At 71.9% G+C, this 25,099-nt stretch carries 25 protein-coding genes; 17 read left to right on the top strand and 8 right to left on the bottom strand.

The window, feature by feature from the left end; genetic code table 11:
• Positions 1-94: 94 nt before the first annotated feature.
• On the bottom strand, positions 95-601 hold the full coding sequence (gene ssb / locus WQ56_RS07385; protein WP_047136446.1) for a single-stranded DNA-binding protein: 507 nt from the start codon (positions 599-601) through the stop codon (positions 95-97).
• A 176-nt stretch (positions 602-777) separates the two neighbouring features.
• Here ssb and WQ56_RS07380 point away from each other — a divergent pair, with 176 nt between their 5' ends.
• The gene (locus tag WQ56_RS07380; protein ID WP_047136445.1) at positions 778-1,776 is read left to right on the top strand and encodes a polyprenyl synthetase family protein; all 999 of its coding nucleotides are present in this window, start codon (positions 778-780) and stop codon (positions 1,774-1,776) included.
• 41 nt (positions 1,777-1,817) lie between these two features.
• On the opposite strand, the gene WQ56_RS07375 is transcribed toward WQ56_RS07380, so the two are convergent.
• The 4 genes from WQ56_RS07375 to WQ56_RS07360 form a co-directional block, all read right to left on the bottom strand.
• A complete protein-coding gene (locus WQ56_RS07375) occupies positions 1,818-2,600 on the bottom strand; it encodes a dienelactone hydrolase family protein (RefSeq protein WP_047136444.1) in 783 nt (260 codons plus the stop codon).
• A 428-nt stretch (positions 2,601-3,028) separates the two neighbouring features.
• Positions 3,029-4,495, bottom strand: a complete 1,467-nt coding sequence (gene murD / locus WQ56_RS07370) for a UDP-N-acetylmuramoyl-L-alanine--D-glutamate ligase (RefSeq protein WP_047136443.1) — start codon at positions 4,493-4,495, stop codon at positions 3,029-3,031.
• A complete protein-coding gene (murL, locus tag WQ56_RS07365; protein WP_047136442.1) occupies positions 4,476-5,852 on the bottom strand; it encodes a UDP-N-acetyl-alpha-D-muramoyl-L-alanyl-L-glutamate epimerase in 1,377 nt (458 codons plus the stop codon). The genes murD and murL overlap by 20 nt, the downstream gene beginning before the upstream one ends.
• The gene (locus WQ56_RS07360) at positions 5,849-8,455 is read right to left on the bottom strand and encodes a bifunctional aspartate kinase/diaminopimelate decarboxylase (RefSeq protein WP_047136441.1); all 2,607 of its coding nucleotides are present in this window, start codon (positions 8,453-8,455) and stop codon (positions 5,849-5,851) included. The genes murL and WQ56_RS07360 overlap by 4 nt, the downstream gene beginning before the upstream one ends.
• 185 nt (positions 8,456-8,640) lie before the next feature.
• On the opposite strand from WQ56_RS07360, the gene WQ56_RS07355 reads away from it, so the two are divergent.
• On the top strand, positions 8,641-9,522 hold the full coding sequence (locus tag WQ56_RS07355; RefSeq protein ID WP_047136440.1) for a PhzF family phenazine biosynthesis protein: 882 nt from the start codon (positions 8,641-8,643) through the stop codon (positions 9,520-9,522).
• A 94-nt stretch (positions 9,523-9,616) separates the two neighbouring features.
• Here WQ56_RS07355 and WQ56_RS07350 read toward each other — a convergent pair whose 3' ends face one another.
• A complete protein-coding gene (locus tag WQ56_RS07350) occupies positions 9,617-10,051 on the bottom strand; it encodes an OsmC family protein (protein WP_047136439.1) in 435 nt (144 codons plus the stop codon).
• Between the two features lie 287 nt (positions 10,052-10,338).
• On the opposite strand from WQ56_RS07350, the gene WQ56_RS07345 reads away from it, so the two are divergent.
• From WQ56_RS07345 to WQ56_RS17695, 6 genes are all read left to right on the top strand, one after another.
• Entirely contained in the window at positions 10,339-10,740 is a 402-nt protein-coding gene (locus WQ56_RS07345; protein ID WP_047136438.1) for an HU family DNA-binding protein, read from the top strand.
• 186 nt (positions 10,741-10,926) lie between these two features.
• Positions 10,927-11,562: a tellurite resistance TerB family protein gene (locus WQ56_RS07340; RefSeq protein WP_047136437.1), complete on the top strand. Its 636-nt coding sequence runs from the start codon at positions 10,927-10,929 to the stop codon at positions 11,560-11,562.
• Positions 11,563-11,622: 60 nt separating this feature from the next.
• Positions 11,623-12,225 (top strand): M23 family metallopeptidase, encoded by a 603-nt coding sequence (locus WQ56_RS07335; protein WP_047136436.1) that lies wholly within the window; start codon positions 11,623-11,625, stop codon positions 12,223-12,225.
• 79 nt (positions 12,226-12,304) lie between these two features.
• Positions 12,305-12,739 (top strand): hypothetical protein, encoded by a 435-nt coding sequence (locus WQ56_RS07330; protein ID WP_047136435.1) that lies wholly within the window; start codon positions 12,305-12,307, stop codon positions 12,737-12,739.
• Between the two features lie 76 nt (positions 12,740-12,815).
• Positions 12,816-13,373, top strand: coding sequence for a DUF1439 domain-containing protein (locus WQ56_RS07325; protein WP_047136434.1), 558 nt, complete (start codon positions 12,816-12,818; stop codon positions 13,371-13,373).
• Positions 13,363-14,061 (top strand): hypothetical protein, encoded by a 699-nt coding sequence (locus WQ56_RS17695; protein ID WP_156170415.1) that lies wholly within the window; start codon positions 13,363-13,365, stop codon positions 14,059-14,061. The genes WQ56_RS07325 and WQ56_RS17695 overlap by 11 nt, the downstream gene beginning before the upstream one ends.
• A gap of 24 nt (positions 14,062-14,085) precedes the next feature.
• Here the strand turns inward: WQ56_RS17695 and WQ56_RS07315 are convergent, their stop codons facing one another.
• Positions 14,086-14,565, bottom strand: a complete 480-nt coding sequence (locus WQ56_RS07315) for an SET domain-containing protein-lysine N-methyltransferase (RefSeq protein ID WP_047136433.1) — start codon at positions 14,563-14,565, stop codon at positions 14,086-14,088.
• Positions 14,566-14,725: 160 nt separating this feature from the next.
• Between WQ56_RS07315 and WQ56_RS07310 the strand changes: the two genes are divergently transcribed.
• The 9 genes from WQ56_RS07310 (at position 14,726) to WQ56_RS07270 (ending at position 24,172) form a co-directional block, all read left to right on the top strand.
• Entirely contained in the window at positions 14,726-15,196 is a 471-nt protein-coding gene (locus tag WQ56_RS07310) for an SUF system Fe-S cluster assembly regulator (protein WP_047136432.1), read from the top strand.
• A gap of 19 nt (positions 15,197-15,215) precedes the next feature.
• Positions 15,216-16,679 carry a Fe-S cluster assembly protein SufB gene (sufB, locus tag WQ56_RS07305; protein ID WP_047136431.1) on the top strand — a complete coding sequence of 488 codons (1,464 nt, stop codon included), beginning with the start codon at positions 15,216-15,218 and terminating at the stop codon, positions 16,677-16,679.
• Positions 16,680-16,781: 102 nt separating this feature from the next.
• Positions 16,782-17,546: a Fe-S cluster assembly ATPase SufC gene (gene sufC / locus WQ56_RS07300; RefSeq protein WP_047136430.1), complete on the top strand. Its 765-nt coding sequence runs from the start codon at positions 16,782-16,784 to the stop codon at positions 17,544-17,546.
• Positions 17,546-18,781, top strand: coding sequence for a Fe-S cluster assembly protein SufD (gene sufD, locus WQ56_RS07295; protein WP_047136429.1), 1,236 nt, complete (start codon positions 17,546-17,548; stop codon positions 18,779-18,781). Before sufC ends, sufD begins: the two co-directional genes overlap by 1 nt.
• On the top strand, positions 18,778-20,058 hold the full coding sequence (locus WQ56_RS07290) for a cysteine desulfurase (protein WP_082132253.1): 1,281 nt from the start codon (positions 18,778-18,780) through the stop codon (positions 20,056-20,058). The genes sufD and WQ56_RS07290 overlap by 4 nt, the downstream gene beginning before the upstream one ends.
• A gap of 81 nt (positions 20,059-20,139) precedes the next feature.
• Positions 20,140-20,682, top strand: a complete 543-nt coding sequence (locus WQ56_RS07285) for an N-acetyltransferase (RefSeq protein WP_047136428.1) — start codon at positions 20,140-20,142, stop codon at positions 20,680-20,682.
• Positions 20,679-21,014 carry a non-heme iron oxygenase ferredoxin subunit gene (locus WQ56_RS07280; RefSeq protein WP_047136427.1) on the top strand — a complete coding sequence of 112 codons (336 nt, stop codon included), beginning with the start codon at positions 20,679-20,681 and terminating at the stop codon, positions 21,012-21,014. Before WQ56_RS07285 ends, WQ56_RS07280 begins: the two co-directional genes overlap by 4 nt.
• 138 nt (positions 21,015-21,152) lie before the next feature.
• A complete protein-coding gene (locus tag WQ56_RS07275) occupies positions 21,153-21,569 on the top strand; it encodes a hypothetical protein (RefSeq protein ID WP_047136426.1) in 417 nt (138 codons plus the stop codon).
• Between the two features lie 158 nt (positions 21,570-21,727).
• Positions 21,728-24,172 carry a TonB-dependent receptor gene (locus WQ56_RS07270; RefSeq protein WP_047136425.1) on the top strand — a complete coding sequence of 815 codons (2,445 nt, stop codon included), beginning with the start codon at positions 21,728-21,730 and terminating at the stop codon, positions 24,170-24,172.
• Here WQ56_RS07270 and WQ56_RS07265 read toward each other — a convergent pair.
• A complete protein-coding gene (locus WQ56_RS07265; protein WP_082132252.1) occupies positions 24,162-24,866 on the bottom strand; it encodes a HutD family protein in 705 nt (234 codons plus the stop codon). The genes WQ56_RS07270 and WQ56_RS07265 overlap by 11 nt on opposite strands.
• Positions 24,867-25,099: the final 233 nt, after the last annotated feature.

Here is a 25,099-nt window from a genome sequence, read left to right as displayed (position 1 = left end):
CCTGCGGCGGCCACAAACGAAGACCCCCGATCGCTCGGGGGTCCATAAGCCGCATCGCGAGCGGATGCGTCGTCATCGCCGGGCCTTGCAGGCCTCAGAACGGGATGTCGTCGTCAGAGAAGTCGTCCATCGGCGCCGGACGCTGCTGCTGGGGCGCCTGGCGCTGCGCCGGGGCGCTGCGCTGCGGCGGGCCGTCGTTGCCCGGCCCGCGCTGCGGACGGTTGCCGCGCTCGTAGCCGCCACCGCCACCGCCACCACCGCCCTCGCCGCGACCGCCAAGCATCTGCATCTCGTTGGCGACGATGTCGGTCGAGTACTTCTCCACGCCGTCCTGGCCGGTGTACTTGTCGTAGCGGATCTCGCCTTCGACGTAGACCTGGCTGCCCTTGCGCAGGTACTCGCCGGCGATCTCGCCGAGCTTGCCGAAGAACACCACGCGGTGCCATTCGGTGCGCTCCTGCTTGTTGCCGTCGCGGTCGTTGCGCACGCTGGTCGTGGCCAGGCTGATGCGGGTCACGGCCATGCCGCCCTGGGTGTACTTGGTGTCGGGATCGTTGCCGAGGTTGCCGACCAGGATCACTTTGTTGATGCCACGGGCCATGAGGATTCCTTGGAATTGCGCCGGCGCGGGTGTCCGGAAAGAAGAAGGGGCGCGGACAGTGAATTATACCGGTCGCCGGGGCGCGATCCGCGAACGCCCCGCCCCGGGCCGGGAAAGCCCACCCGTCGCCGTCGGGGCTCTCCTATAATCCCGGGCCTGCCCGTCCCGGATCCCGCATGAACAACGCCGCCGCCCCGGCCGCCAGGCTCGACCTGCCGGCGATCCAGACGCTCGCCGCCGCGGACATGGCCCAGGTCGACGCGCTGATCCGGCGCCGGCTGGCCTCGGACGTGCTGCTGATCAACCAGGTGGCCGAGCACATCGTCTCGGCCGGCGGCAAGCGGCTGCGGCCGATGCTGGTGATGCTGGCCGGCCGGGCCACCGGGCCGGTCGGCGCCGACCACCACCAGCTCGCGGCGATCGTCGAGTTCATCCACACCTCGACCCTGCTGCACGACGACGTCGTCGACGAATCCGACCTGCGCCGCGGCCGCAGCACCGCCAATGCGATCTGGGGCAACGCGGCCAGCGTGCTGGTCGGTGACTTCCTGTACTCGCGCAGCTTCCAGCTGATGGTCGAGCTCGACAGCATGGCGGTCATGCGCCTGCTCGCCGACACCACCAACCGCATCGCCGAAGGCGAAGTGCTGCAACTGCTGCACGTGCGCAACCCCGACACCGACGAGGCCGCGTACCTGCGCGTGATCGAGCGCAAGACCGCGGTGCTGTTCGCCGCCGGCACCCGCCTGGGCGCGATGGCGTCGAACGCCGACGAGACCACGCAGCAGGCGCTCTACGACTACGGCATGCAGCTGGGCTACGCGTTCCAGATCGCCGACGACGTGCTCGACTACTCGGGCGACGCCGCGGCGCTGGGCAAGAACCTCGGCGACGACCTCGCCGAGGGCAAGGCCACGCTGCCGCTGATCCACGCGATGGCGCAGGCCGCGCCCGAGCGCCGCGCGCGGTTGCGCGCGATCGTCGAGCAGGGCGACACCGCCGCGCTGCCCGAGGTGCTGGCCGCGATCGCCGACGCCGGCAGCCTCGACTACAGCCGCGCCCGCGCCGTCGAGTACGCCGACGCTGCCGACCGCGCGCTCGACGGTCTGCCCGACAACGACGCCGTCGCCGCGCTGCGCGGCCTGGCCCGCTACGCGGTCGAACGCGGGCACTGAGGCCGCGGCCGGGCGCGTGCCCGGCGCCGCAGCGCGACGCGTCAGCGCCTCGGCGACGCCAGCGCTTCCTCGAAGAAGTCCCCCATCTGCCGCCACGCGCGCGTCGCTGCGCGTGCGTCGTAGACGCAGCCGGGCGGGCTGGCGGCGTCGGCTTCGGCGAAGCAGTGCACCGCGCGGCTGTAGTTGACGAACTGCCAGTCGGCGCCGGCGGCGTCCATCTCGCGTTCGAAGCCCGCGATGTCGGCCGCGCTGACGCTCTGGTCTGCAGCACCGTTGAGCACCAGCACCGGCGCCTTGACCACGCCGGCCGCGGCCGGCAGCGGCGTCGACAGGCCGCCGTGCAGGCTGACGACGCCGGCGAGATCGACGCCGTCGCGCGCGAGCTCGAGCACCGTCGTGCCGCCGAAGCAGAAACCGAACGCGGCGATCCGCGTGCCGTCGACCTGCGGCTGCGCCTTCAGCACCTCCACCGCCTTGCGCGCGCGGGCGCGCAGCGTCGGCCGGTCGTCGCGCAGCGCCTTGGCGACCGGACCGGCCTCGGCATCGGTCGTGGGCCGCACGTCCTTGCCGTAGACGTCGGCGACCAGCACGACGTAGCGGTCGCCGGCCGCCTGCCGGGCCTTCTCGACCGCCGAGTCGTTGACGCCCTTCCAGTTGGGCACCATCACCAGGCCGGGCCTCGGCACGGCGACGGCATCGTCGTAGACCAGCACGCCGGCGAAGGTCTCGCCGTCGAGCATCCACTCGACCGGATCGGCCTTCGGGGCGGCGAACGCGGGAACCGCGCAGGCCAGCGACAGCACGAACAGGGACAGGCGTTTCATTGGGAAGCTCCGGTCGACGGGGACCGCGCCAGCCTACTCCGCGCGACGCCCGCCCGGGCGCGCGGATTCAGGCGAGGCCCAGGCCGGGCCGCGGTGATGGCGTCGGCGTCGAAGGCCCGAGCGCTACGGCGTCGCGGCCGCGCGCGATGCAGCGACGCCGCTTGCATGGGTCACCCCTCGTAGGAGCGCGCTCGCGCGCGATGGGGCCTTACCGGGAAATCCCGATCGCGCGCAAGCGCGCTCCTACAGGATTCAGACGATGCCCAGGCCGGGAGCCGCGGTGATGGTATCGGGGTGGAAGGCCCCGAGCGCGGCGAAGGTGGCCGCGCGCCCTGCAACCAAAACGCGCGTCCCCCATTCGCCCGCTGTAGGAGCGCTCGCGCGCGATGGGGCCTTGCCGGGAAATCCCGAGCGCGCGCCTACGGGTCTCAGGCGATGCCCAGGCCCGGGATCGCGGTGATGGCATCGGGGTCGAAGCCCCCGAGTTCGGCGAAATGGCGGCCGCGTGCGGTGTAGTCGCGGTAGGCGCCGAAGCTCGGCGCGCCGGGCGACAGCAGCACCACGCCATCGCCGTCGAGCGCAGCGCGCGCCTGCCGCACGGCCGAGGCGAGGTCGTCGGCCTGGGCCAGCGCGAAGCCGTGCGCGCGCGCGACCGGCGCGAGCAGCGCGTGGATGCGCGGGCCATTGGCGCCCATCGTCACGATGGTGTGCGGCGCGTGCGTGCGCATCGCGTCGGCGAACGCCTGCCAGTCGAGCCCGCGGTCGTGGCCGCCGACCAGCAGCGCGACGCGCCGGCCGGCGAACACGTCGAGCGCGGCCAGCGTGGCGTGCGGCGTGGTGCTGATCGAATCGTTGACCCAGGTCACGCCGTCGCGGGTGCCCAGCGACTGTAGCCGATGCGGCAGCGGCACGAACCCGGCGGCCGCGGCGGCCAGTGGCGCGGCGTCGATGCCGAGCGCCTCGATCGCGGTCAGCACCGCGCACAGGTTGCCGCGGTTGTGGCGGCCGGGCAGCGGCAGGCCGGCGGTGTCGAGCACGACCGCATCGCCGCGATGGAGCACGTCGCCGCGCAGGTGCCAACCATCGGCGCGGCCGAACCAGCGCACCTCACTGTCTGGCAGGGTCAACGCGGCCAGACGCGGATCGGCGGCGTTGAGCACCGCGACCCGTGGCCGGGCCCGGGTCACCAGCGCGAGCTTGTCCTCGACGTAGCGCTGCTCGCTGCCGTGCCAGTCCAGATGCTCGGGAAAGACGTTGGTGACCACCGCCACATCCGGGCGCACGCCGCTCGCGGCGACGTCGCCGGTCTGGTAGCTCGACAGCTCGATCGCCCAGGCGTCGGCCTGCGCAGCCTGCAGTTCCAGCAGCGGCAGGCCGATGTTGCCGGCGAGCGCGGTGCGCCGGCCGGCGCTGCGCAGCAGGTGGGCGAGCAGCGCGGTCGTGGTGCTCTTGCCCTTGGTCCCGGTGACGCAGACCGTGCCGGCGGCGACCTCGCCGGGCGCCGCGCGCTGCGCGAACCACAGCGCGGTGCCGCCGATGAAGCGCGTGCCCTGCGCCGCCGCGGCCAGCGCTTCGGGCCGGTACGGGCTGATGCCGGGCGACTTGATCACCACCGCGAAGCGTGACAGCCACTCGGCGCTCGCATCGGTCTCGACCGCCAGCGCCGGATCCCCGAGACCCCGCACGTCGGCGACCTCGGCCTCGGTGCAGAACACTGTCAGCGGCAGGGCTGGCGCCGGATCCCGGCGCTCGACGGGCGCCCCGCCGCTCGTCCCGGCGCCCGGATCCCGCGTGCCCCGCAGCGCCGCGTACGCCGCCCGCCCCTCGCGTCCCCAGCCCCACAGCGCGATGCGGCCGCCGCCGGCGGCGATCGCGTCAAGCTGCGAGATGCGCACGCAGGCGGTCCCACAGCGCGGGGGGGACGCGATGCTCGTCGTCGACCACCAGCAGCGGCGCGATGTCGAGCTCGCCGGCGTCGAGCCGCGGCGCGATCTCGCGCGCGAAACGGGCGACCACCGCGTCCTCGCGCCACTCCGGGCGCTGGGCTAGCAGCGCCATCGCCGCGCGCGATTCGCGGCCTTCGCCGACGCATTCGAACGGCTTGTGGTCGCGATACTCGAGCAGCGCGTCGAAGCCGGGCACCTGCGCCGGGTCGTCGAGCAGGTTGCGGCCGAAGATCGCCACCAGCCGCGGCTTGGGCATGAACGGCGCGAGCGCGAGGAACACGAAATGGCACTTGGGGCAGATGCCGCACCAGCGGTTGACCGGCCGCTCGCCGAGCAGGTGGAAGTTGCGGTTGCAGCTGGAGAAATGCGCGTCGTAGCGGTCGGTCCTGGCGAACTGGCGCGCAACCGCCAGCTCCGACAGCGGCCGCAGCAGCGAGTAGTAGTGCAGGTCGGCGGCAACGTGGCGCTGCACGTGCTCGCCGAACGCGCGCTCGAATGCCCAGCCCTTCGACCACTGGTGGTTGACCTCGTTCGTCGTGCTGCCGTCGGCGGCCTGGATCAGGCTGCCGTAGCTGGCAGAGCGCTCGTTGGAGAACACCACCTGGTCGACGCCGTGCAGCACCGCGGCCAGCACCAGGATCGCCGAGTTGATCGCGGTGACCGGGATATGGCCGTTGAGCGCGCCCTGGCGGTTGTACTCGAACAACTGCGGCGCCAGCTGGCGGCCGATGTTGAGCGTCGGCAGGCCGGTGCGCTCGGCGCAGACGCGGATCAACTGCGAGCCGCCGATCCACGCCACGGTCTGCGCGACATCGAGCGCGCGCAGCGCCTCGATCGAGACCAGCGAATCCTTGCCGCCGCCGATCGCGACCAGCGCGTGGTGGCGCAGATCCAGCGCGGGCGCGGCGGCGTCCGGCGCCACGTCGTCGGCCGGGAACCGGATCCTGCCGTGCAGGTCGAGGCCGTTGCGGTAGGCGAACTCGCCGAGCCCGTGCACGTAGGCGTCCTCGAGCAGCGCCGCGGTGCCGGCGTCGATCGCGTAACCGTCGATGCGGATCTTCGGCGGTACGGCGGCCTTGTAGTAGCTCACGCCGGCGAGCAGGTGCAGCAGGCGCAGCGCGCGGGTCGCGGCCTGCGCGCGGGCACCGTCGAGCGCGAAGGGCGCGCCGGGCACGGTCACCGTCTCGACCAGCTCCGGGCCGTCGTCGAACGCGTAGCGCAGCCGCGCCACGCCGGTCGCGGCGTCGAGGTCGCAGTCGACGAAGCGGAAGCAGCGGATCGCGCTGCGGTCGAATCCGGAAGTCATTCGATCACGTCCTGCTGCGGCAGCGGCCGCAGGTTGTAGGTGTTGGCCATCGCGAAGCCGTAGGCGCCGGCGTCGGCGACCAGCACGGTGTCGCCCTCGGCGGTCGCGGCCGGCAGCGGGCGCCGGGTGCCGAAGACGTCGCTCGATTCGCAGATCGGGCCGACGACGTCGCAGGCGCGCTGCGCGTCGTCGTCGATTCGCGAGAGGTTGTGGATGCCGTGCCAGGCGTCGTACATCGCCGGCCGCATCAGGCTGTGCATGCCGGCGTCGAGGCCGACGCGACGCGTGCCGAGCTTGTCGACGACCTGGGTCACCGTCGCCAGCAGCACGCCGGCCTCGGCAACGAGGAAGCGGCCGGGCTCGATCGCCAGGCGGTAGCGCGGGTACTCGGCCTTGATGCTGGCCAGGCCCGCGCCCCAGGCCTCGAGGTCGAACGGCGCGTCGTCGGGCCGGTAGGGGATCGGCAACCCCCCGCCGATGTCGATCGTGTCGACCGTGCCCACCGCGTCGGCGAACGCGGCCAGTTCGGCGTAGACCTCGCGCCAGTGCGCGACGGTCTCGATGCCGCTGCCCAGGTGGGCGTGGATGCCGGTGATGCGCACGTCCAGGTCGGTTGCGGCCTGCACGAAGGCGTCGAACGCCGGCAGCGCCAGCCCGAACTTCGACGCCGCGCCGCCGGTGACGACCTTGGCGTGGTGGCCGTCGCCCCGCCCCAGGTCGAGCCGCAGCCAGAGGTCGCGGCCGCGGAACACCTCCGGCCAGCGGTGCAGCGCCTCCACGTTGTCGAGCGTGACCGTCGCGCCGTACGCGAACGCGGCCGCGTACTCGGCGCGCGGCGCGAAGCTCGGCGTGAACAGCACGCGCGCCGGATCGAGGTCGGGCAGCGTCGCGAACACGTGCTCGAGTTCGCCCTGCGACACGCATTCCAGGCCGAAGCCGGCCTCGACCAGCGTGCGCAGCACCGCCGGGTGCGCGTTGGCCTTGATCGCGTAGAAGCGGCGGTCGACCGCGGCGACCTGGCCCAGCGCCTGCGCGCGGGCGCGCACCGTCGGCAGGTGGTAGACGTAGCGCGGCGCGCCGGGCGCGGCCAGCGCGAGCAGGCGCTCGCGGGCGTGCCGCCACCACGGCGCGGGGCGCTCGCGGCGGCCGTGCGCGATCTCGCGCCAGCTCGGGCCGAACACCGCGTCGTCGTGGACCGGCATCGCGCCGCTGTCGATCAGTTCGGCGTGCAGCACCGGCAGCAGACCATCGGCGTCGGCCTCGTCGATGACGAAGGTCAGGTTGAGATCGTTGGACGACTGCGAGATCAGGTGCACGCGCTCGCGGCCCATCGTCGCCCAGACGTCGGAGAGCTTGTGCAGCAGCGAGCGCATGCCGCGGCCCACGAGTGTGATCGCGGCGCACGGCGCGATGACCTTGACCCGGCACACCTCGGCCAGGTCGTCGCTCAGGCGCGCCAGCACGTCGGTGCTGACCAGGTTCTCGCTCGGATCGAGCGACACGGTGACGTTGGTCTCCGACGAGCCGATCAGGTCGACCGACAGGCCGTGGCGCTTGAAGCGCTCGAACACGTCGGCCAGGAAGCCCACCTGCTGCCACATGCCGATGCCTTCCATCGACACCAGCACGATGCCGTTGCGCCGGCTGATCGCCTTGACGCCCGGCACCGGCTCGGCGCTGCCGTCGATCGCGGTGCCCGGCAGATCCGGACGCTCGGTGTCGAGGATCGCCATCGGCACGCCGCCGTCGCGGCAGGGCTTGATCGAGCGCGGGTGCAGCACCTTGGCCCCGGTGGTCGCGATCTCCTGCGCCTCGGCGTAGTCGAGCCGCGCGAGCAGGCGTGCGTCGGGCACGTCGCGCGGGTTGGCGCTGAACATGCCCGGCACGTCGGTCCAGATCTCCACGCGCCGCGCGCCCAGCAGCGCGCCGAAGTACGCCGCCGAGGTGTCCGAGCCGCCGCGCCCGAGGATCGCGGTGCCGCCGTCGCCGTGGCGGGCGATGAAGCCCTGGGTCAGCAGCATCCGCGCCGGCTGCGCGGCGAAGCGCCCGCGCCAGTCGCCATCGGGCTCGCGCCGGCAGTTCACCGACAGCCGCGACGCCCAGTCGCTCTGGTTCGGCAGCGCGACCGCGTCGAGCCACTCGCGCGCATCGCACCAGCCGAAATCCAGGCCCTGCGCGGCCAGATACGCCGCGCCGATCGTCGACGACAGCAGTTCGCCCTGCCCCAGCACCTCCGCCTGCCAGTCGAGCGTGCGGGTGGCCGCCCGCGCATCGGCGGTCAGCGCCTGCAACGCGGCGAGCCGTGCGCCGAGCACCGCGTCGGCATCGAGTCCGAGCTCGGCGACGAACGCGCGGTGGCGCTCGACGAGCGCGGCGACGCGCGCGGCCGGATCCGCCGCACCGTCCGCTGCACTTCCATCGGCAATCGCGGTCAGTTCGTTGGTCACGCCCGACAGCGCCGACACCACCACCAGCACGCGTGCGTCGTGCTCCTGCGCCCGGCGTTTCGCCAGCCGGCCGATGGTGTCCCAGCGGTGGCGGCGCGACACCGAAGTGCCGCCGAACTTGAGCACGATCCAGCGATCGTCGGAAGGTGAGGACATCGGAGGTGGGGTCTCTGACGGAAGGAGAAGGACGGCAGCGCGCGCAGGCGCGCCCGGAACGGGCCGGTCGCTGGCGGAGGGCGCGGCAGAACGGCGATTCTAGGCGCCGGCGGGGTCGGAGGGAATCGAGCCGCCCGATTCCGGCAGCCGTTTGGGTAAGCTGTCGCGCCGCGCGACGCCCGCCCATGACTTCCCGACGCTTCGTCCAGGTGGACGTGTTCGCCGACCGGCCCGGTGCCGGCAATCCGCTGGCCGTGGTGCTCGACGCCGCGGGGCTGAGCGACGAGGCGATGCAGGCGATCGCCCGCTGGACCCGGCTGCCCGAGACCACGTTCGTGTTCCCGCCTTCGAACAACGCGGCCAGCTACCGCATCCGCATGTTCTCCCCGCGCCGCGAGGTGCCGTTCGCCGGGCATCCGAGCGTCGGCACCGCGCACGTCGTGCTCGACGCGGGGCTGGCGCGCCCGCGCGACGGCGTGCTGGTGCAGGACGGCATCGCCGGCTGCCTGCCGCTGGCGGTCGACGGCGATGGTGCGACGCGGACGATCGCCGTGCGCACGCCGCGTGCGCGGATCGTCGAGGTCGCGCGCGGCGACGACTCGCGGCTGCGCGATGCGCTGGCGTCGCTGCCGCCCGGCGCCTTGCCGCCGGTGCTGATGGACGGCGGGCGTCGCTGGTGGCTGGCCGAGGTCGCCGACGAGGCGACATTGCGCACTGCCGCGCCGCACTGGGATGCGATCGCCGCGCTGGCCGAGGCCACCGGCAGCATGGGCGTGTGCGCCTTCGCGCGCAGTGCGGGCGGCAGCGACCACGACCTGGCGGTGCGCGCGTTCGTCGGCGCCACCACATGTTTCGAGGATGCCGCCTCGGGCGCGGCCAATGCGACGCTGGCCGCCTGGCTTGCGGCTCGCGACGCGCTGCCCGGGCACGACGGCCGTTACCGCGTCAGCCAGGGGCGCGAGGTCGGACACGATGCGATCCTGGATCTGCGCGTCGATGCCGACGGCGAGGTGTGGTCGGGCGGTCGGGTCCAGAGCGTGGTGCGGGGCACGATCGACTGGCGGTGAGCCGGGCGCCTGGCGCATCGACATCCAGGGCCGCCAGGGCCGGCCTCTCCACTGCCGAACCGCGGGTGCGGCACGGCAGGGAGGCGGCGATGCGTCAGCGCTCGAGCTCGGCCTCGAGCGACAGCGGCACCGCCGACAGCGCCTTGGAGACCGGACAGTTCTGCTTGGCGTCGTCGGCGATCTCGCGGAAGCGCGCCGCGTCGATGCCCGGCACCTTGGCGCGCGTCTTCAGCCGGATCGCGCTCAACTGCGGGCCGCCATCCATCGACAGGTCGACGTCGGCGCGCGTGTCGATCGACTCGGGCGCGAAACCGGCCTCGGTGAGCTTGGCCGACAGCGCCATCGTGAAGCAGCCGGCATGCGCGGCGGCGATGAGTTCTTCGGGGTTGGTGCCCTTCTCCTCGCCGAAGCGGCTGTTGAAGCCGTAGCGCACGGCGTCCAGCAGGCCGCTCTGCGGCGTCGACAAGGCGCCCTTGCCGGATTTCAGGTCGCCGCTCCAGCGGGCGGTGGCGTGGCGGGAAATGCCCATGCGCATTCTCCATCGGGACAGGAGCCGGCGAGCCTATCGAGGCGGGCGTGACGCGGGCGTTTCGGGCGGCGGCGCCGCGGGCGCGGGTGCGCCAACGGGTCGCGCCCTGTCGCGCCGACAACCGCCGGACGGGCGCAATGGCGATCGGCGGCATCGACGGCGCCTGAAAACCGCTGTTTTTTTGCGTTTTCCTATTGGCGGGTGCGCAGGGATGCCCTACATTTCGCTTGCCGGCTCGCTCGGCCAGGAATCATCCAATCCATATTTGACGAGGGAACCACACACCCATGGCAACGAAGAAGGCCACCACCAAGAAAGTGCCGGCCAAGAAGGCTGCTGCGCCGAAGAAGGCCGCCACCAAGTCCGCAGCGCCCAAGCCGATCAAGGAAGCGCTGAGCAAGTCGGGCCTGGTCGCGCACATCGCCGAGTCCACCGGCCTGGCCGCCAAGGACGTGCGCGCGGTGTTCTCCGCGCTCGAAGGTGCCGTGCACGGTTCGATCAACAAGAAGGGCGCCGGTTCGTTCACGCTGCCGGGCCTGCTGAAGATCACCTCGGTCAGCGTGCCGGCCAAGCCGAAGCGCAAGGGCATCAACCCCTTCACCAAGGAAGAGCAGTGGTTCGCCGCCAAGCCCGCCTCGGTCAAGGTCAAGGTGCGCCCGCTCAAGAAGCTCAAGGACGCCGCCGCCTGATTCCTGGCGACCGCAGCCTCCTCGATCGGGACGGTCCTTGACCGTCCCGATCGCGTTTTCGGGCCCCGCGCGTCGGACCGGGCGCCGCCTTCGGCGGCTGTCGCGGGACGTGCACACGATGCGAACATCCGGCATCGCAAGCTCGCCCACCGCAATGCGTCCCCTCCCCCTCTGCGGATCGATGTCATGAGCTTCCAGGGTTTCCTCAATCACCTGCTCACCTCCCAGGCCGGCGGCAAGCCCGGCAGCAGCCTGCTCAACGCCGACTTCGGCAAGGGCGCGGCCGCCGGCGGCGCGCTCGGCCTGCTGCTGGGCAAGAACCGCAAGACCCGCAAGCTCGCCAGCTACGGCGGCCTGGCCGCGATCGGCATGATGGCCTACCGCGCCTACGGCGATTACCAGAAGCAGCAGGCGGGCGCGACCGCACCGGCGCCGCAGACCGTCGACCGGCTGCCGCCGCCGCAGGCCGACCTGCACAGCCAGGCGATCCTCAAGGCGCTGGTCGCCGCGGCCAAGGCCGACGGCCATCTCGACGCGCGCGAGCGCGAGGTCATCGAGGCCGAGTTCCGCCGCATCGACGCCGGCGCCGACATCCAGCCGTGGCTGCACGCCGAACTGGAGAAGCCCCTCGACCCGGCCGAGATCGCGCGCGCCGCGACCTCGCCGGAGGTCGCCTCGGAGATGTACCTGGCCAGCGTGCTGGTGGCCGACGAGACCAGCTTCATGGAGCGCAGCTATCTCGACGAACTCGCGCGCCAGCTGCAGCTCGCGCCCGAGCTCAAGGACCGCCTCGAGCAGGAAGTGCGCACCGCCGCGCGCTGACCGCCGCCGCACGGACCGCGCCGACCCGGTCTTCGCGTCGGCGCCGCTACCGTGGGCACGATGCCATCCTCCCCCGCGCTCCACCGACGCGACTACACGCCCGAACTGCGCCGCACGCTGCGCGCCGTCCTGGTGCTGGCGCTGCTCGCCGCGGCCGGCCACTGGGCCTGGCATCAGCCGTTCATGGCCCAGCCCCGGGTGGTCGCCCGGATCGCCGCCGCGCCCGCGCCGCAGGCATTGCCGATGCCGGTCGACGGCGTCGCCGCCCGCCGCGTCGCCGACACCTTCGGCGCACCGCGCGGTCGCGACCGCCGGCACGAAGGCGTCGACATCTTCGCCCCGCGCGGCACCCCGGTGCGCAGCACCACCGAGGGCCTGGTCGTGGGCATCCGCGAGGCCGGCCTCGGCGGCCGTCAGGTCTGGGTGGTCGGCCCGGGGCGCCAGCGCCACTACTACGCACACCTCGACGCGTTCGCCGAACTGCTCGCGACCGGGGATGTGGTGCGACCGGGCGACATGCTGGGCACGGTCGGCGATACCGGCAACGCGCGCGGCACGCCGCCGCACCTGCACTACGGCGTCTACGCCGCCGACGGTGCGATCGACCCGTTGCCGCTGCTGCGCGCCGGCGCCCGGGTCGACGCCTCGCCCGCCTCGCGCTGACGCGCCCCCGGCCGGGCGCCCCACGGCGCTTCCGGGTTACCCTGCGCCGGGCGCCTCGCACGCATCGTCGGAGTTGGAGATGGACAAGCGTTTCTGGATGTGCGGGCTGACGCTGTCGGCCACCGCGCTGTTCCTGGGCTTCCTCGTCCATGGCGTGCTGCTGCGCGCCGACTACCTGGCCCTGGCCCACCTGTTCCGCCCGCGCGAGGACGCCGACGCCAACGTCGGCTGGATCCTGCTGGCGTATCTCGCGCTGGGCCTGGGGATGACCTGGCTCTACCGCTGGCTGCCGCCCCCGGTGCGCAGCAAGCGCTGGCACGGCGCGCGCTTCGGCCTGGCGATGGCGCTGGTGTCGTTCGTGCCCTGGCATCTGCTCGCGCACGCCGGCCAGCCGTTCCCCCTCGGCCTGATGCTGCGCCAGATCGTGTTCGACATCGTCGCGATGCAGTTGCTCGGACTGCTGCTGGCGTGGCTGCAACCGCATCGCGTGGTGCTGGCGGCCGCGCCCGATTAAGTGTGCGGCCGCGCCGCTAACCCGGCATTCACCGCCGATACGTAGGGTGCGGGCATCGCACCAGGAAGCTCTTCGCATGCGCGCACCCGCCCGCTCCCTTCCGCTGTTGCTGTTGCTCGCGTTGACCGCCTGCACCTCGCTGGGCGTGGTGCAGGCCTGGCTCGGCGACCAGGTCGCGTTCACTGCGCCCCAGCTGCAGCGCCAGCTCGACACGCGCTTCCCGCGCTCCTTCGATCGCGTCGGCGGCCTGGTCTCGGTGACGCTGGACAATCCCCGGCTCACGATCCCGCAGGGCGAGGGCCGGCTGCGGCTGGACTTCGACCTGGGCGTGGACGGCGCGGTCGCCGACGACCGCCCGGGCCACCTCGCGCTGGTCAGCGGCCTGCGCTACGACTCGTCGACGCGCGGCCTGCACCTCGAGGATCCCGAACTGCTGCAGTTCGACCTGCCGGGCACGAACGCGCTGCTCAAGGGCGGCGCGCGCGGGATCGTCAACGGCCTGCTCGCCGAGTACGCGCGCAGCGAACCGGTCTACCGGCTCGACGACGATCTGCTGTCGAAGCTGCCGGCCGGCAAGCGGATCGGCGAGGTCGCCGTCGGCGATGGCCGCGTGGTGGTGCACCTTGCGCGCTGAGCGTGCGGTGCTGGGCCTGTGCGCGGGCCTGGCGGCGATCGCGCTGGCCGCGTGCGGCGATCGCGACGCCGGGCGCGACAGCGCGCACGAGCGCGGCACCGATGCCGCCGGCCTGCCCCAGCCGGTCGCGACCGGCGGCCCGGTCACCCGCATGCCCGGCGCACCCGGCCCCGGCGACGTCCCGCTGGGCGGCGAAGCCCCGGCGCCGGAAGTCCCCGATGTGCCCGCCGTCCCGCTCGAGGACAATCCCGAGACGGGATTGCTGCCGGTCCTGGTCCCGGACGAGGCGACCGTCGATGCCGTGCCGCCGCCGTCTCCGGAAGCCGCCGTCGCGGTCGTGCGCAGTTACTACACGGCCATCAACGCGCTCGACCACGCCCGGGCCTATGCGCTGTGGTCGGATGGCGGTCGCGCCAGCGGACAGACGCCCGAGCAGTTCGAGGCGGGCTTCGCGCAGACGTCCACGGTCATGGTCGACATCGGCACGCCGCAGACCGCCGATTCGGCAGCCGGCTCGCGCTACGTCGAGGTGCCGGTCTCGCTGCGCGCGCAGCAGACCGACGGTTCGATCCGGCGCTACGAGGGCCGCTACGTGCTGCGCGCCGCGGTGGCCGACGGCGCGAACGAGGCGCAACGCGCGTGGCGCATCGCCTCGGCCGACCTGCACGAGGTCGCCACGCCGCCGTGACCGTGCGCGGCGTGGCGCGTGGGGTCAGCGCTTGGGCTGGAGCATCGTCCCGGTGCAGTTCTTCGCGCCACAGCGGCAGCCCCACAGCTTCTTGAGCGCGGGCGTGTGCCGCTCGGCCAGCGTGATGCCGTAGTTGTAGGTCAGCTCCTCGCCCTGGGCGATGTCGCGCAGCGCCTCGATGAACACCTTGTCCTTGTGGCGCCGGTCCTTGGCGTCCTCCTCGACGACCGCCTCGCAGTTGGGATCGCAGCTGTGGTTGATCCAGCGTGCGACGTTGCCCTCGATGTTGGCGTCGATGACATACTCGTCGTTGAGCGTGAACAGGAAGGTGTGGCCGTCCTCCTCCTGGTCGCCGTACTCGTTGTCGACGTCGGCATGGCTGCGCAGGAAGCCCTTGTAGCGGATGATGCGCTCGCCCTTGGCGATCGCCTCGGTGGCGAACACGCCGTTGCCGTGGATCGCCGAGCGGCGGGCCTCGATCTTCCTGGTCTTCTTCTTGGGCATCGTGCGCTCTGGTGGCGGAAGGACAAGCGCCGCATTGTCGCGGACCTGCACCGCCACCGCCACTGGCGTCGCGCTGAACGCCGGTCCCGCCGGGCGTTGTGGTCGGCCGGCCAAAAAAGTACAATTTTGGTCCGCTTTACGCAGTCAGCCTTCTTCCGCGATGCTCCGGGTCACCAAGCTCACCGATTACGCCACCGTCGTCCTGACCGTGCTCGCCGCACGGCCGGACGCGGTGATGAGCGCGACCGAGCTGGCCGAACGCGCGGGCCTGGAGACGCCGACGGTCAGCAAGCTGCTCAAACCGCTGGCCCAGGCCGGCCTGGTCGAGGGCTTCCGCGGCGCCAACGGCGGCTATCGCCTGGCGCGCGCGCCGGTGGCGATCAACCTGGTGCAGATCGTCGAGGCGATGGAAGGCCCGCTGGCGATGACCGAGTGCAGCCTGCACGACAGCCAGTGCGGGATCTCCGACCAGTGCGGCGTGCAGGGCAACTGGCGCCGCATCAACGAGGTCGTCGCCGACGCCCTGCGTGGCGTGACGCTGGCGCAGATGCTCGACGACGCGCCGCGCGTCCACTCCCTTTCCACCCCCGCCGGGGCGAAGCGCATCGACGCCCGCCTCGCGCATCCATAGACAGTAGGCAGCCGCCCCCATGGCCACCGACATCATCGAAGCGCCCGAGACCAATCGGGAGATCCACGCGCAGCTCGGCCGTCGCTACGACGCCGGCTTCGTCACCGACATCGAGTCCGACAGCTTCCCGCCGGGCCTGGACGAGGACGTCGTGCGCGCCCTGTCGCTGAAGAAGGGCGAGCCGGCATGGATGACCGACTGGCGCGTCGCCGCATACCGCCACTGGCTGACGATGCCGGTGCCGCACTGGGCCAAGTTGCAGATCGCCCCGATCGACCTGCAGGCGGTCAGCTACTACTCCGCGCCCAAGGGGCCGAAGTACAAGTCGCTCGACGAGGTGCCCAAGGAGCTGATCGACACCTACGACAAGCTCGGCGTGCCGCTGCACGAGCGCGCCAAGCTCGCCGGCGTCGCGGTCGATGCGGTGTTCGATTCGGTGTCGGTCGGCACCACGTTCCGCAAGGAACTGGCCGAGAAGGGCGTGATCTTCTGCTCGATGTCCGAGGCGATCAAGGAACACCCCGAGCTGGTGCGCCAGTACCTGGGTACCGTGGTGCCGGTGGGCGACAACTACTTCGCCGCGCTCAATTCGGCGGTGTTCTCCGACGGCAGCTTCGTGTTCATCCCCAAGGGCGTGCGCTGCCCGATGGAACTGAGCACCTATTTCCGCATCAATGCCGGGCACACCGGCCAGTTCGAGCGCACGCTGATCGTCTGCGAGGACAAGGCCTACGTCTCGTACCTGGAGGGCTGCACCGCGCCGATGCGCGACGAGAACCAGCTGCATGCCGCGGTGGTCGAGCTGGTCGCGCTCGAGGACGCGGAGATCAAGTACTCGACGGTGCAGAACTGGTACCCCGGCGACGAGGAAGGCCGCGGTGGCATCTACAACTTCGTGACCAAGCGCGCCGAGTGCCGCGGCGCACGCAGCAAGGTGACCTGGACCCAGGTCGAGACCGGCTCGGCGATCACCTGGAAGTACCCCTCGTGCGTGCTGCTCGGCGACGACTCGTCGGGCGAGTTCCATTCGGTCGCGCTGACCCACCATCGCCAGCAGGCCGACACCGGCACCAAGATGATCCACGTCGGCAAGCGCACCAAGAGCAAGATCGTCAGCAAGGGCATCAGCGCCGGCCGCGGCCAGAACACCTACCGCGGCCTGGTCAAGGTCGGCAGCGGCGCCGAGGGCGCGCGCAACTACACCCAGTGCGACTCGCTGCTGATCGGCAAAGACTGCGGTGCGCACACGTTCCCCTACATCGAGGTCCGCCACCCCGGCGCGACCGTCGAGCACGAGGCGACGACGTCCAAGATCAGCGACGACCAGCTGTTCTACTGCCGCGCGCGCGGCATCTCCGAAGAGGACGCGGTCAGCCTGATCGTCGACGGCTTCTGCAAGCAGGTCTTCCGCGAACTGCCGATGGAGTTCGCGGTCGAGGCCAAGAAGCTGCTGGAAGTGTCGCTGGAAGGCTCGGTCGGCTGAGCCTTCCCGGGATTGGGGATCGGAGATTCGGGATTCGCGCAAGCGCCCGGGTCCCGGCCCGGATCCCGCTCTATCGAATCCCCAATCCCAATCCCGAATCCCATGCTCAACATCGACAACCTCCACGCCCGCATCGGCGAACGCGACATCCTCAAGGGCCTCTCGCTCGACGTGAAGCCGGGCGAGGTGCACGCGATCATGGGCCCCAACGGCGCCGGCAAGTCCACGCTGGGCAACATCCTCTCGGGCCGCGAGGGCTACGAGGTCACCGCGGGCACGGTCGCGTTCCAGGGCCAGGACCTGCTGGCACTCGAACCCGAGGAGCGCGCCGCGGCCGGCGTGTTCCTGGCGTTCCAGTACCCGGTCGAGATCCCGGGCGTGAACAACACCTACTTCCTGCGCAGCGCGCTGAACGCGCAGCGCAAGGCGCGCGGGCAGGACGAGCTCGACTCGATGCAGTTCCTGCGCCTGGTGCGCGAGAAGCTCGCGGTGCTGCATCTCGACGACCGCCTGCTGCACCGCGGCGTCAACGAAGGTTTCTCCGGCGGCGAGAAGAAGCGCAACGAGATCTTCCAGCTCGCGGTGCTCGAGCCGAAGCTGGCGATCCTCGACGAGACCGACTCGGGCCTGGACATCGACGCGCTCAAGAACGTCGCCGACGGCGTCAACGCGCTGCGCTCGCCCGACCGCGCGTTCGTCGTGATCACCCACTACCAGCGTTTGCTCGACTACATCCGGCCCGACGTGGTGCACGTGCTGGCCGACGGCCGCATCGTGCAGAGCGGCGGCCCGGAACTGGCGTTGCAGCTCGAGGAAAAGGGCTACGCCTGGGTCAAGGACCGCGTCGCACCGGAGGCGGCCGCGTGATGAGCGCCCTGCTCGACTCCCTCGCCGCGGGCTTCGACGGCGACGCCGCGCGCCGCCCTGCGCTCGACGCCGCGCTGGCGGGCGGCCTGCCCGGCCCGCGCAGCGAATCGTGGAAGTACACCTCGCTGCGCGCGCTTGAGCGCCGCAGCTTCGCCACGCCCGGCGACGTCGCGATCGACCCGGCGCTGGTCGCCGGCATTCCGGCGCCGCGGTTGGTGTTCGTCAACGGCCGTGCCGCGCCGGCGCTGTCCGACCCCGGCCCCGGCGTCGCCGGGCTGTCGATCGGCGCCGTCCCCGCGGTCGATGCGCTGCCGGCGATCGAGGACCGGGCCGACGCGGTGTTCGTGCGGCTCAACGCCGCGCTCGCCACCGACGGCGTGGCGATCAAGGTCGACGCCGGCGTCCACGTCGCGGCGCCGCTGCACCTGGTGTTCGTCGGCGCGCCGGCCGACGCCGACCAGGCCTGGCACCTGCGCCACCACGTCGCGCTCAGCGCGGGTGCGCAGCTGACCGTCGTCGAACACCATCTCGATGCCGGCGCCCACCGCCATCTCGACAATGGCGTGTGCTCGCTGCGTCTGGCCGACGGCGCGCACCTGCGCCACCTGCGGCTGCAGCGCCGCGAGGCCGGCGCGACCGCGTTCCTGCGCACCGACGCCGAGTTGCAGGCCGGTGCCGTCTACGACCGCGTCGACGTCGAGGCCGGCGCGGCGCTGTCGCGCCACGAGCTCGACGTGCGCCTGGTCGGCCCGGGCGCCCGCCTGACCGCCAACGGCGTGCTGCTGGCCGGCGGCCGCGGCCACCTGGACACGCGCCTGGGCATCCGCCACGTCGCCCGCGACACCGCCTGCCAACTGCTGTGGCGCGGGATCGGCGACGGCCGCGGCCGGGTGGTCTTCCACGGCGGCATCACCATCGACGCGGGCGCCGACGGCACCGACGCACGGCTGTCGAACAAGAACCTGCTGCTGTCGGCGACCGCCGAGATCGACACCCAGCCGGTGCTGGTCATCCACGCCGACGAGGTCCAGGCCGCGCACGGCGCGACGGTCGGCCAGCTCGATCCCGGCGCGCTGTTCTACCTGCGCTCGCGCGGCCTGCCCGCAGCCGATGCGCAGCGCCTGCTGACCGCCGCCTTCGTGCGCGAACCGCTGTCGGCGATCGCCGACGACACGCTGCGTGCGCTGGCGGAGACCGAACTCGACCGCGCGCTCGCCGCGCTCGTGCGCGCATGAGCGCGCTGCCGCCTCTCGAGCCGCCGTTCGACGGCCCCAGCGCGCCCGCCGGGCACAACGGCGACGTCGACTGGGCGGCCGTGCGCGCCGACTTCCCGCTGCTGCTGCGCGAGGTCCACGGCAAACCGCTGATCTACTTCGACAACGCCAACACCGGCCAGAAGCCGGCCTGCGTGATCGAGGCGGTCGACGGCCACTTCCGCCGCCACAACGCCAACGTCAGCCGGGCCGTGCACCAGCTCGGCACCGAGGCCACCGAGGCCTACGAGGGCGCGCGACGCAAGCTGGCACGGTTCCTCAACGTGCGTGCCGACGAGCTGGTGCTGTGCAGCGGCACGACGTTCGCGATCAATCTGGTGGCGTACTCCTGGGCGCTGCCGCGGCTGAAGGCCGGCGACACGATCCTGGTCTCGCGCATGGAGCACCACGCCAACATCGTGCCGTGGCAGATCGTCGCCGAGCGCACCGGCGCGACGGTCCGCGTCGCGGAGATCCGCGAGGACGGCACGCTCGACCTCGACGCGCTGCGCCGCGCGATGACCCCGGAGGTGAAGCTGCTCGCGCTCACCCACGTCTCCAACGTGCTCGGCACGGTCAACCCGGTGCGCGAGATCTGCCGCGAGGCGCGCCGGCACGGCATCGCGACCGTCGTCGACGGCTCGCAGGCGGTACCGCACCGCCGGGTCGACGTCGCGGCGATCGGCTGCGACTTCTACGCGTTCACCGGCCACAAGATGTGCGGCCCCACCGGCACCGGTGCGCTGTGGGCGCGCCGCGAGCACCTCGAGGCGATGCCGCCGTTCCTGGGCGGCGGCGAGATGATCAAGGAGGTCGCCTTCGGCGGCACGGTCTACAACGACCCGCCGCACCGCTTCGAGGCCGGCACGCCCAACATCGCCGGTTTCGCAGGCCTGGGCGCGGCGGTCGACTACCTCGAGCGTCTGGGCATGGATCACGTCGAACGGCGCGAGGCCACGCTGCTCGCGCACCTGACCCAGGCGCTCGACGAGGTCGAGGGCGTGCGCATCCTCGGTGCGGCGCCGGACAAGGCGGCAGTGGTGTCGTTCCTGGTCGAGGGCGCCCACGCCCACGACCTGGCGACGCTGCTCGACCTGGAGGGCGTGGCCGTGCGTTCCGGCCAGCACTGCGCGCACCCGCTGCTGCAGTTCTACGGCGTCGCCGCGACCTGCCGCGCCTCGCCCGCGTTCTACAACACCCACGCCGAGATCGACGCGTTCGTCGCCGCGCTGCGCAAGGTCCGCCGGCTGCTGGGCTGACGCGCCACCACGCGCTGCCCCGACCGGCGCCCCGCGCGCCGCCGGCCATAATGCCCGCCTCTTCCCGCCAGCCTCGTCACGATGCCCGCCTCCCCCGCCTTCCGCCCCGCCACCGCCGACGACGTGCCCGCGCTCGTGGCGCTGGTGACCTCCGCCTACCGCGGCGACGCCAGCCGCGCCGGCTGGACCACCGAGGCCGACCTGCTCGACGGGGCCAGGATCGACCCCGAGGTGCTGCACGCCGACATCGCACGGCCCGGCAGCCGCGTGGTCGTCGTCGACGGGGCGGACGGCGCGCCGCTGGCCTGCGCGCACGTCGCGATCGAGGACGGCCACGGCTATTTCGGCATGTTCGCCGTCGATCCGCGCCTGCAGGGCCGCGGCACCGGCGATGCGCTCCTCGCCGAGTGCGAGCGCATCGCGCGCGAAGAATGGCGCCTGCCCGGCATGCGCATGACCGTCATCGACCTGCGCGAGGCGCTGATCGCATGGTACGAGCGCCGCGGCTACCGCCGGACCGGCCGGCACAAGCCGTTCCCCTACGGCGACCTGCGCTTCGGCATTCCGCTGCGCGACGACCTGCGTTTCGAGGTGCTGGAGAAGACCTTCGGAGGCCGGCGGTGAGCGCGACCTGGACCTTCGTCTGCGCGACCGCCGAACTGCTGCCCGGCGAGATGCGCACGACGTTCGACGAGGTCACCGGCGTGCCGATCGTGGTGTTCAACCTCGACGGCGACCTGTACGCGCTCGAGGACCAGTGCACGCACGAGGACTTCGCGCTGTCGGGCGGCGGCGACTTCGACCCGGGCGAGGCGACGATCGAGTGCGTGCTGCACGGCGCGAAGTTCGACGTCCGCGACGGCCGCGCACTGTGCGCGCCGGCCTACGAGCCGGTCGCGAAGTTCCCGACGAAGATCGAGCACGGCGGGGTCTGGACCCGCGACGACCGGGACTGACACCTTCGCTCACAGGACGCGATCCGCCGTCGCCACGGTCGCGTGCATGGCACGCATGCGAATGACTTGCGTTCAGTCTTGTTTATGAAAATCATTCTCATATAATTCCGGGTCAGCTTTCCTCGGCGCACCCGGATCGTGCAGACGCGGCGCACATCGCAATGGACGGTATCGGGCGGCATCGAGCTCGCACTCGTCGCGCTGCTGTCGTTGGCGCTCGTGCTAGGCGTCGCGCCCCGCGCTGACGGCCCCGCGACCGACGACACGATCGCGGCCGGCCTCGCCGCGCCGCATGACGCGCCGTACGACCACCTGCAGCCGGTGGAGGCGAAATTCCGCCGCCCGCTCCCGCTGCACGCCTATGCCCCGCCCCGCCTGCCCGCGCCCGATCCCGACCGGCCGCAGGCATGGGCCGTCGCGTCGGTGCGACTGGCGCCACGTGCCGATGCGGCGCCGGCGCCCGGCCATCGCCCGCCCCTCGACGCAGCGGCCACGCCGCACGCGCTCCGGCCGGACCTGACGCTGCCGCCGGGCCAGGCGCCTCCGCTCGCCTGAAGCCCCGACGTTCCGCGCCGCGCGCCCGCGGCGCGACAGCGACAACGCGCGCACCGCCCGCGTCGCCCCCGCTCCCATTTCCGAGTTTCGACGCCGCCGCCCGCGGCGCGTCATGCCGCGTGCGCGGCGCTCTTCGTTTCCACCGACAAGGACATGCCATGACCCGTTCGACCGCCCCGCGCCGCCGTGCGCTGGCCGCGAGCCTGCTCGCCCTGCTCTCCGCACCCGCGCTCGCCGACACCGCCCTGCCCCAGGACGAGGCACGCAATTTCGACACCATCGTCGTCACCGCCGCCGGCTTCGAGCAGAAGATCACCGACGCGCCGGCCAGCATCAGCGTGATCACGCAGGAAGACCTCACCCATCGTCCCTACATGACGCTGCTCGATGCGGTCCGCGACATCGAGGGCATCGACATCGGCGAGACCCGCGACAAGACCGGCCAGGGCACGATCTCGATGCGCGGCATGGGCTCGGACTACACGCTGATCCTGATCAACGGCAGGCGCCAGAACAACCACGGCGACATCTACCCGAACAACTTCGTCGGCAACCAGTTCAACCACATCCCGCCGCTGGACGCGATCGAACGCATCGAGGTCATCCGCGGTCCGATGTCCACGCTCTACGGCGCCGATGCGATGGGCGGCGTCATCAACATCATCACCAAGCGCGAACTCGACAGCTGGGCCGGCTCGCTCACGCTCGGCCGCACCTTCGAGACCGACGACCAGTTCGGCGACGACACCACCGCCGACCTCTTCATCACCGGACCGCTGGTGCCCGGCAAGCTCAACCTGAGCGCGCGCGCGAGCTGGTACGAGCGCGACGCGTCCAACCCGGTGTACGCGCCGGTCACCGATCCGGCGGGCGAGGTCCACACCCGCGCGCTGGGCTTCGGCGGCGGCGGCAAGACCGTGGACAACACCAACAAGGCGGCCGGCATCACGCTGAGCTGGACGCCGACCGAGGCGCAGACCGTCACCCTCGACATCGACGCCTCGCGCCAGGCGTACGACAACAGCACCCGGATCAACGACGATGGGGTCGAGGAGTACCCGGTCGGCACCGTCGACGACTACGGCGCGATGCTGCGTATCGGCAACAGCGGCCGCATCGAGCCGCGCGCCGGCTATCGCCCCAGCCAGGAGTTCACCCGCGACAACTGGTCGATCTCGCACGAGGGCCGCTGGTCGTTCGGCAACAGCTTCGTGTCGCTGGGCTATGTCGAGACCCGCAACGAGGGCCGCACGCTGCCCTACACCGTGGCCGAGCGCCAGAACCTGCAATCGCTATGGAACGCGGCCTGCGGCAGCCTGGGCGGCACGGTCAACGCCGCCGGCTACTGCCCGAACTCGGCGGGCGGCACCGGCTACAGCGGCACCGGCTGGAACAACCTCTCCGAGGCGCAGAAGCTCGCGGTCATGGAGGCCAACCTCGCACCGGCCGAGTACGCGCAGTTGCTGGCCTACCTGCCCCGCCCCGACCGCACGCTCGAGAGCAACCAGTACACGCTCGACGCCAAGCTCGACCTGCCGTTCCAGTGGCACGGCGAGCACGTGGCGGTCGTCGGCGCGCAGGTCATCCAGGGCGAACTGGTCGACGGCGTGTTCGGCATGGAACGCGGCACCCCGGGCGCCAAGCAGGAACACGACATGTATTCGCTGTTCGCCGAGGACACCTGGACCGTCGCCGAGCCGGTATCGGTGACCGCCGGCCTGCGCTACGACGACCACAAGGTCTTCGGCAGCCACGTCAGCCCACGCCTGTACGGCGTGTGGACCCTGAGCGAGCAGTGGACGGTCAAGGGCGGCGTGAGCACCGGCTTCAAGACCCCCAAGACCACCCAGCTCTACGACGGCATCACCGGCTTCGGCGGCCAGGGCGTGTCGCCGATGTTCGGCAATCCCGACCTGCAGCCCGAGACCAGCACCAGCACCGAGCTGGCGGCCTACTGGCAGCACCCCGACGGCCACGGCTTCAACGCCACGATCTTCCACAACAAGTTCGACGACAAGATCGGCTCGGAGGCCTGCGGCCCCACGCTGACGATCGCCTGCTCGAGCACCGGCGACTACGCGGACCTGGGCTACTCGAACTCGAACCGGACGGTCAACATCGACGAAGTCGTCGTGCAGGGCGCGGAGGTCGCGGGCCGCTGGCGGATCAGCGACGCCATCGGCTTCCGCGCCAACTACACCTACACCGACAGCGAGCAGAAGAGCGGCAGCAACGCCGGCCGGCCGCTGGGCAACAGCGCCCGGCACATGGCCAACGCCACGCTGGACTGGCGCGCGACCGAGGCGTTCACGCTGTTCCTGACTGCCGAGGCGCGCTCCAAGCGCTATCGCGGCTTCGACACGGTGTTCGAGCAGGAGCTGTACTGGAAGGACTACGAGGTGCTCCACCTCGGCGCGTCCTACCGCTTCAACGAGACGTTCACCGTCAACGCCCGCATCAACAACCTGCTCGATCGCGACTTCACGTCCTACCAGTACAGCTTCATCGAGGACAACGGCAGCTACACGCTGTCGGCGCAGGACGACTACAACAACAAGGACAAGGCGCGGAGCGTCTGGTTGAGCGTCAACGTCAACTTCTGACGGGTGGGCCGTGTCCGGCACGGGGCGACGCGTCCGCGCGTCGTCCCGTGCGGTCCGGCGCCGCCGGGGCCCGGGTCCGCAGGCGGATCGCGATCAGCCCGCCGTCGCCTTCGATCGTGTAGCGGCGAACACCGCGTGTCCCGGCCAGCACCGCGGTGTCGCCCGGGGCGAGCGGCGGGAGCCCGGTATCGGCGCGGAACCGCGCCTGCCCCGACAGCAGGTGCAGGACCCACGTCGTCGCCGGATCGGCACACGCGTCCAGGGAGCCGGCCAGTGCCCGGTGCCCGAGCTGCGCGTCGAACACGTCACGCCGCCACATCAGGTTGAACACCTCGACACCGCCGGCCGGCACGCGCGCGGCCACGTCGCACTCGCCGGCGAAGCGATGCCGCCCGTCAGGCGGCGACAGCGCGACGCGGCGGCCGTCGAGCTGCAGGTCCAGCCCGTCGCCACGCAGCAGCACGAGTTCGCGGTCGATGCCGGGGAACGTCGAGAACGGGGCATCGCGGTCGATCTGCGCGATCGAGATCCGCCAGGCCCAGGACGCTGTGGGATCGTCGGCGGCAGAAGGCGCGACCGTCGATGCGGGCCCGGGCGAACACACCAGTTCGCGCGTCCAGCCGTGGCCGTTGCGCCAGCGCACGCGATGCGCGGCAGCGGCGGGCACGACCCGGGCTTCGTGACGTTCGGACATCGCCCCGAATCTAGAGCGTCCGGTCCACGTCCGTTAGCCGGCGCGGCCACGCTCCCCCGCGCGCCCAAAGGGGCCGCGATTCCCCGCGCAGTGCGACGCCCCCCAAAGGAGGTCGCCCGCCGCGCATCCAATGCGTGGCGGGCGACGGTTACGTCCGTGTATCGGCATCCTGCCGGATCCTGTGGAGCCTCCCTGCTCCTCGACCCGCGCCGTCGCTCCTTGCGTCGGCGCTG

The organism is Luteimonas sp. FCS-9 (assembly GCF_001014645.1).
In the GTDB taxonomy this organism is placed as follows: Bacteria; Pseudomonadota; Gammaproteobacteria; order Xanthomonadales; family Xanthomonadaceae; genus Luteimonas.
Note: the sequence above shows the minus strand (reverse complement) of the source record. Positions and strands in the feature narration are given on the sequence as shown.

Bases quoted from the DNA above. Each gene is read 5' to 3' on its own strand.
- ssb (WP_047136446.1), bottom strand. From the start codon at position 601: ATGGCCCGTGGCATCAACAAAGTGATCCTGGTCGGCAACCTCGGCAAC.
- WQ56_RS07380 (WP_047136445.1), top strand. From the start codon at position 778: ATGAACAACGCCGCCGCCCCGGCCGCCAGGCTCGACCTGCCGGCGATC.
- WQ56_RS07375 (WP_047136444.1), bottom strand. From the start codon at position 2,600: ATGAAACGCCTGTCCCTGTTCGTGCTGTCGCTGGCCTGCGCGGTTCCC.
- murL (WP_047136442.1), bottom strand. From the start codon at position 5,852: ATGACTTCCGGATTCGACCGCAGCGCGATCCGCTGCTTCCGCTTCGTC.
- WQ56_RS07360 (WP_047136441.1), bottom strand. From the start codon at position 8,455: ATGTCCTCACCTTCCGACGATCGCTGGATCGTGCTCAAGTTCGGCGGC.
- WQ56_RS07355 (WP_047136440.1), top strand. From the start codon at position 8,641: ATGACTTCCCGACGCTTCGTCCAGGTGGACGTGTTCGCCGACCGGCCC.
- WQ56_RS07350 (WP_047136439.1), bottom strand. From the start codon at position 10,051: ATGGGCATTTCCCGCCACGCCACCGCCCGCTGGAGCGGCGACCTGAAA.
- WQ56_RS07345 (WP_047136438.1), top strand. From the start codon at position 10,339: ATGGCAACGAAGAAGGCCACCACCAAGAAAGTGCCGGCCAAGAAGGCT.
- WQ56_RS07340 (WP_047136437.1), top strand. From the start codon at position 10,927: ATGAGCTTCCAGGGTTTCCTCAATCACCTGCTCACCTCCCAGGCCGGC.
- WQ56_RS07335 (WP_047136436.1), top strand. From the start codon at position 11,623: ATGCCATCCTCCCCCGCGCTCCACCGACGCGACTACACGCCCGAACTG.
- WQ56_RS07330 (WP_047136435.1), top strand. From the start codon at position 12,305: ATGGACAAGCGTTTCTGGATGTGCGGGCTGACGCTGTCGGCCACCGCG.
- WQ56_RS07325 (WP_047136434.1), top strand. From the start codon at position 12,816: ATGCGCGCACCCGCCCGCTCCCTTCCGCTGTTGCTGTTGCTCGCGTTG.
- WQ56_RS07315 (WP_047136433.1), bottom strand. From the start codon at position 14,565: ATGCCCAAGAAGAAGACCAGGAAGATCGAGGCCCGCCGCTCGGCGATC.
- WQ56_RS07310 (WP_047136432.1), top strand. From the start codon at position 14,726: ATGCTCCGGGTCACCAAGCTCACCGATTACGCCACCGTCGTCCTGACC.
- sufB (WP_047136431.1), top strand. From the start codon at position 15,216: ATGGCCACCGACATCATCGAAGCGCCCGAGACCAATCGGGAGATCCAC.
- sufC (WP_047136430.1), top strand. From the start codon at position 16,782: ATGCTCAACATCGACAACCTCCACGCCCGCATCGGCGAACGCGACATC.
- sufD (WP_047136429.1), top strand. From the start codon at position 17,546: ATGAGCGCCCTGCTCGACTCCCTCGCCGCGGGCTTCGACGGCGACGCC.
- WQ56_RS07290 (WP_082132253.1), top strand. From the start codon at position 18,778: ATGAGCGCGCTGCCGCCTCTCGAGCCGCCGTTCGACGGCCCCAGCGCG.
- WQ56_RS07285 (WP_047136428.1), top strand. From the start codon at position 20,140: ATGCCCGCCTCCCCCGCCTTCCGCCCCGCCACCGCCGACGACGTGCCC.
- WQ56_RS07270 (WP_047136425.1), top strand. From the start codon at position 21,728: ATGACCCGTTCGACCGCCCCGCGCCGCCGTGCGCTGGCCGCGAGCCTG.
- WQ56_RS07265 (WP_082132252.1), bottom strand. From the start codon at position 24,866: ATGTCCGAACGTCACGAAGCCCGGGTCGTGCCCGCCGCTGCCGCGCAT.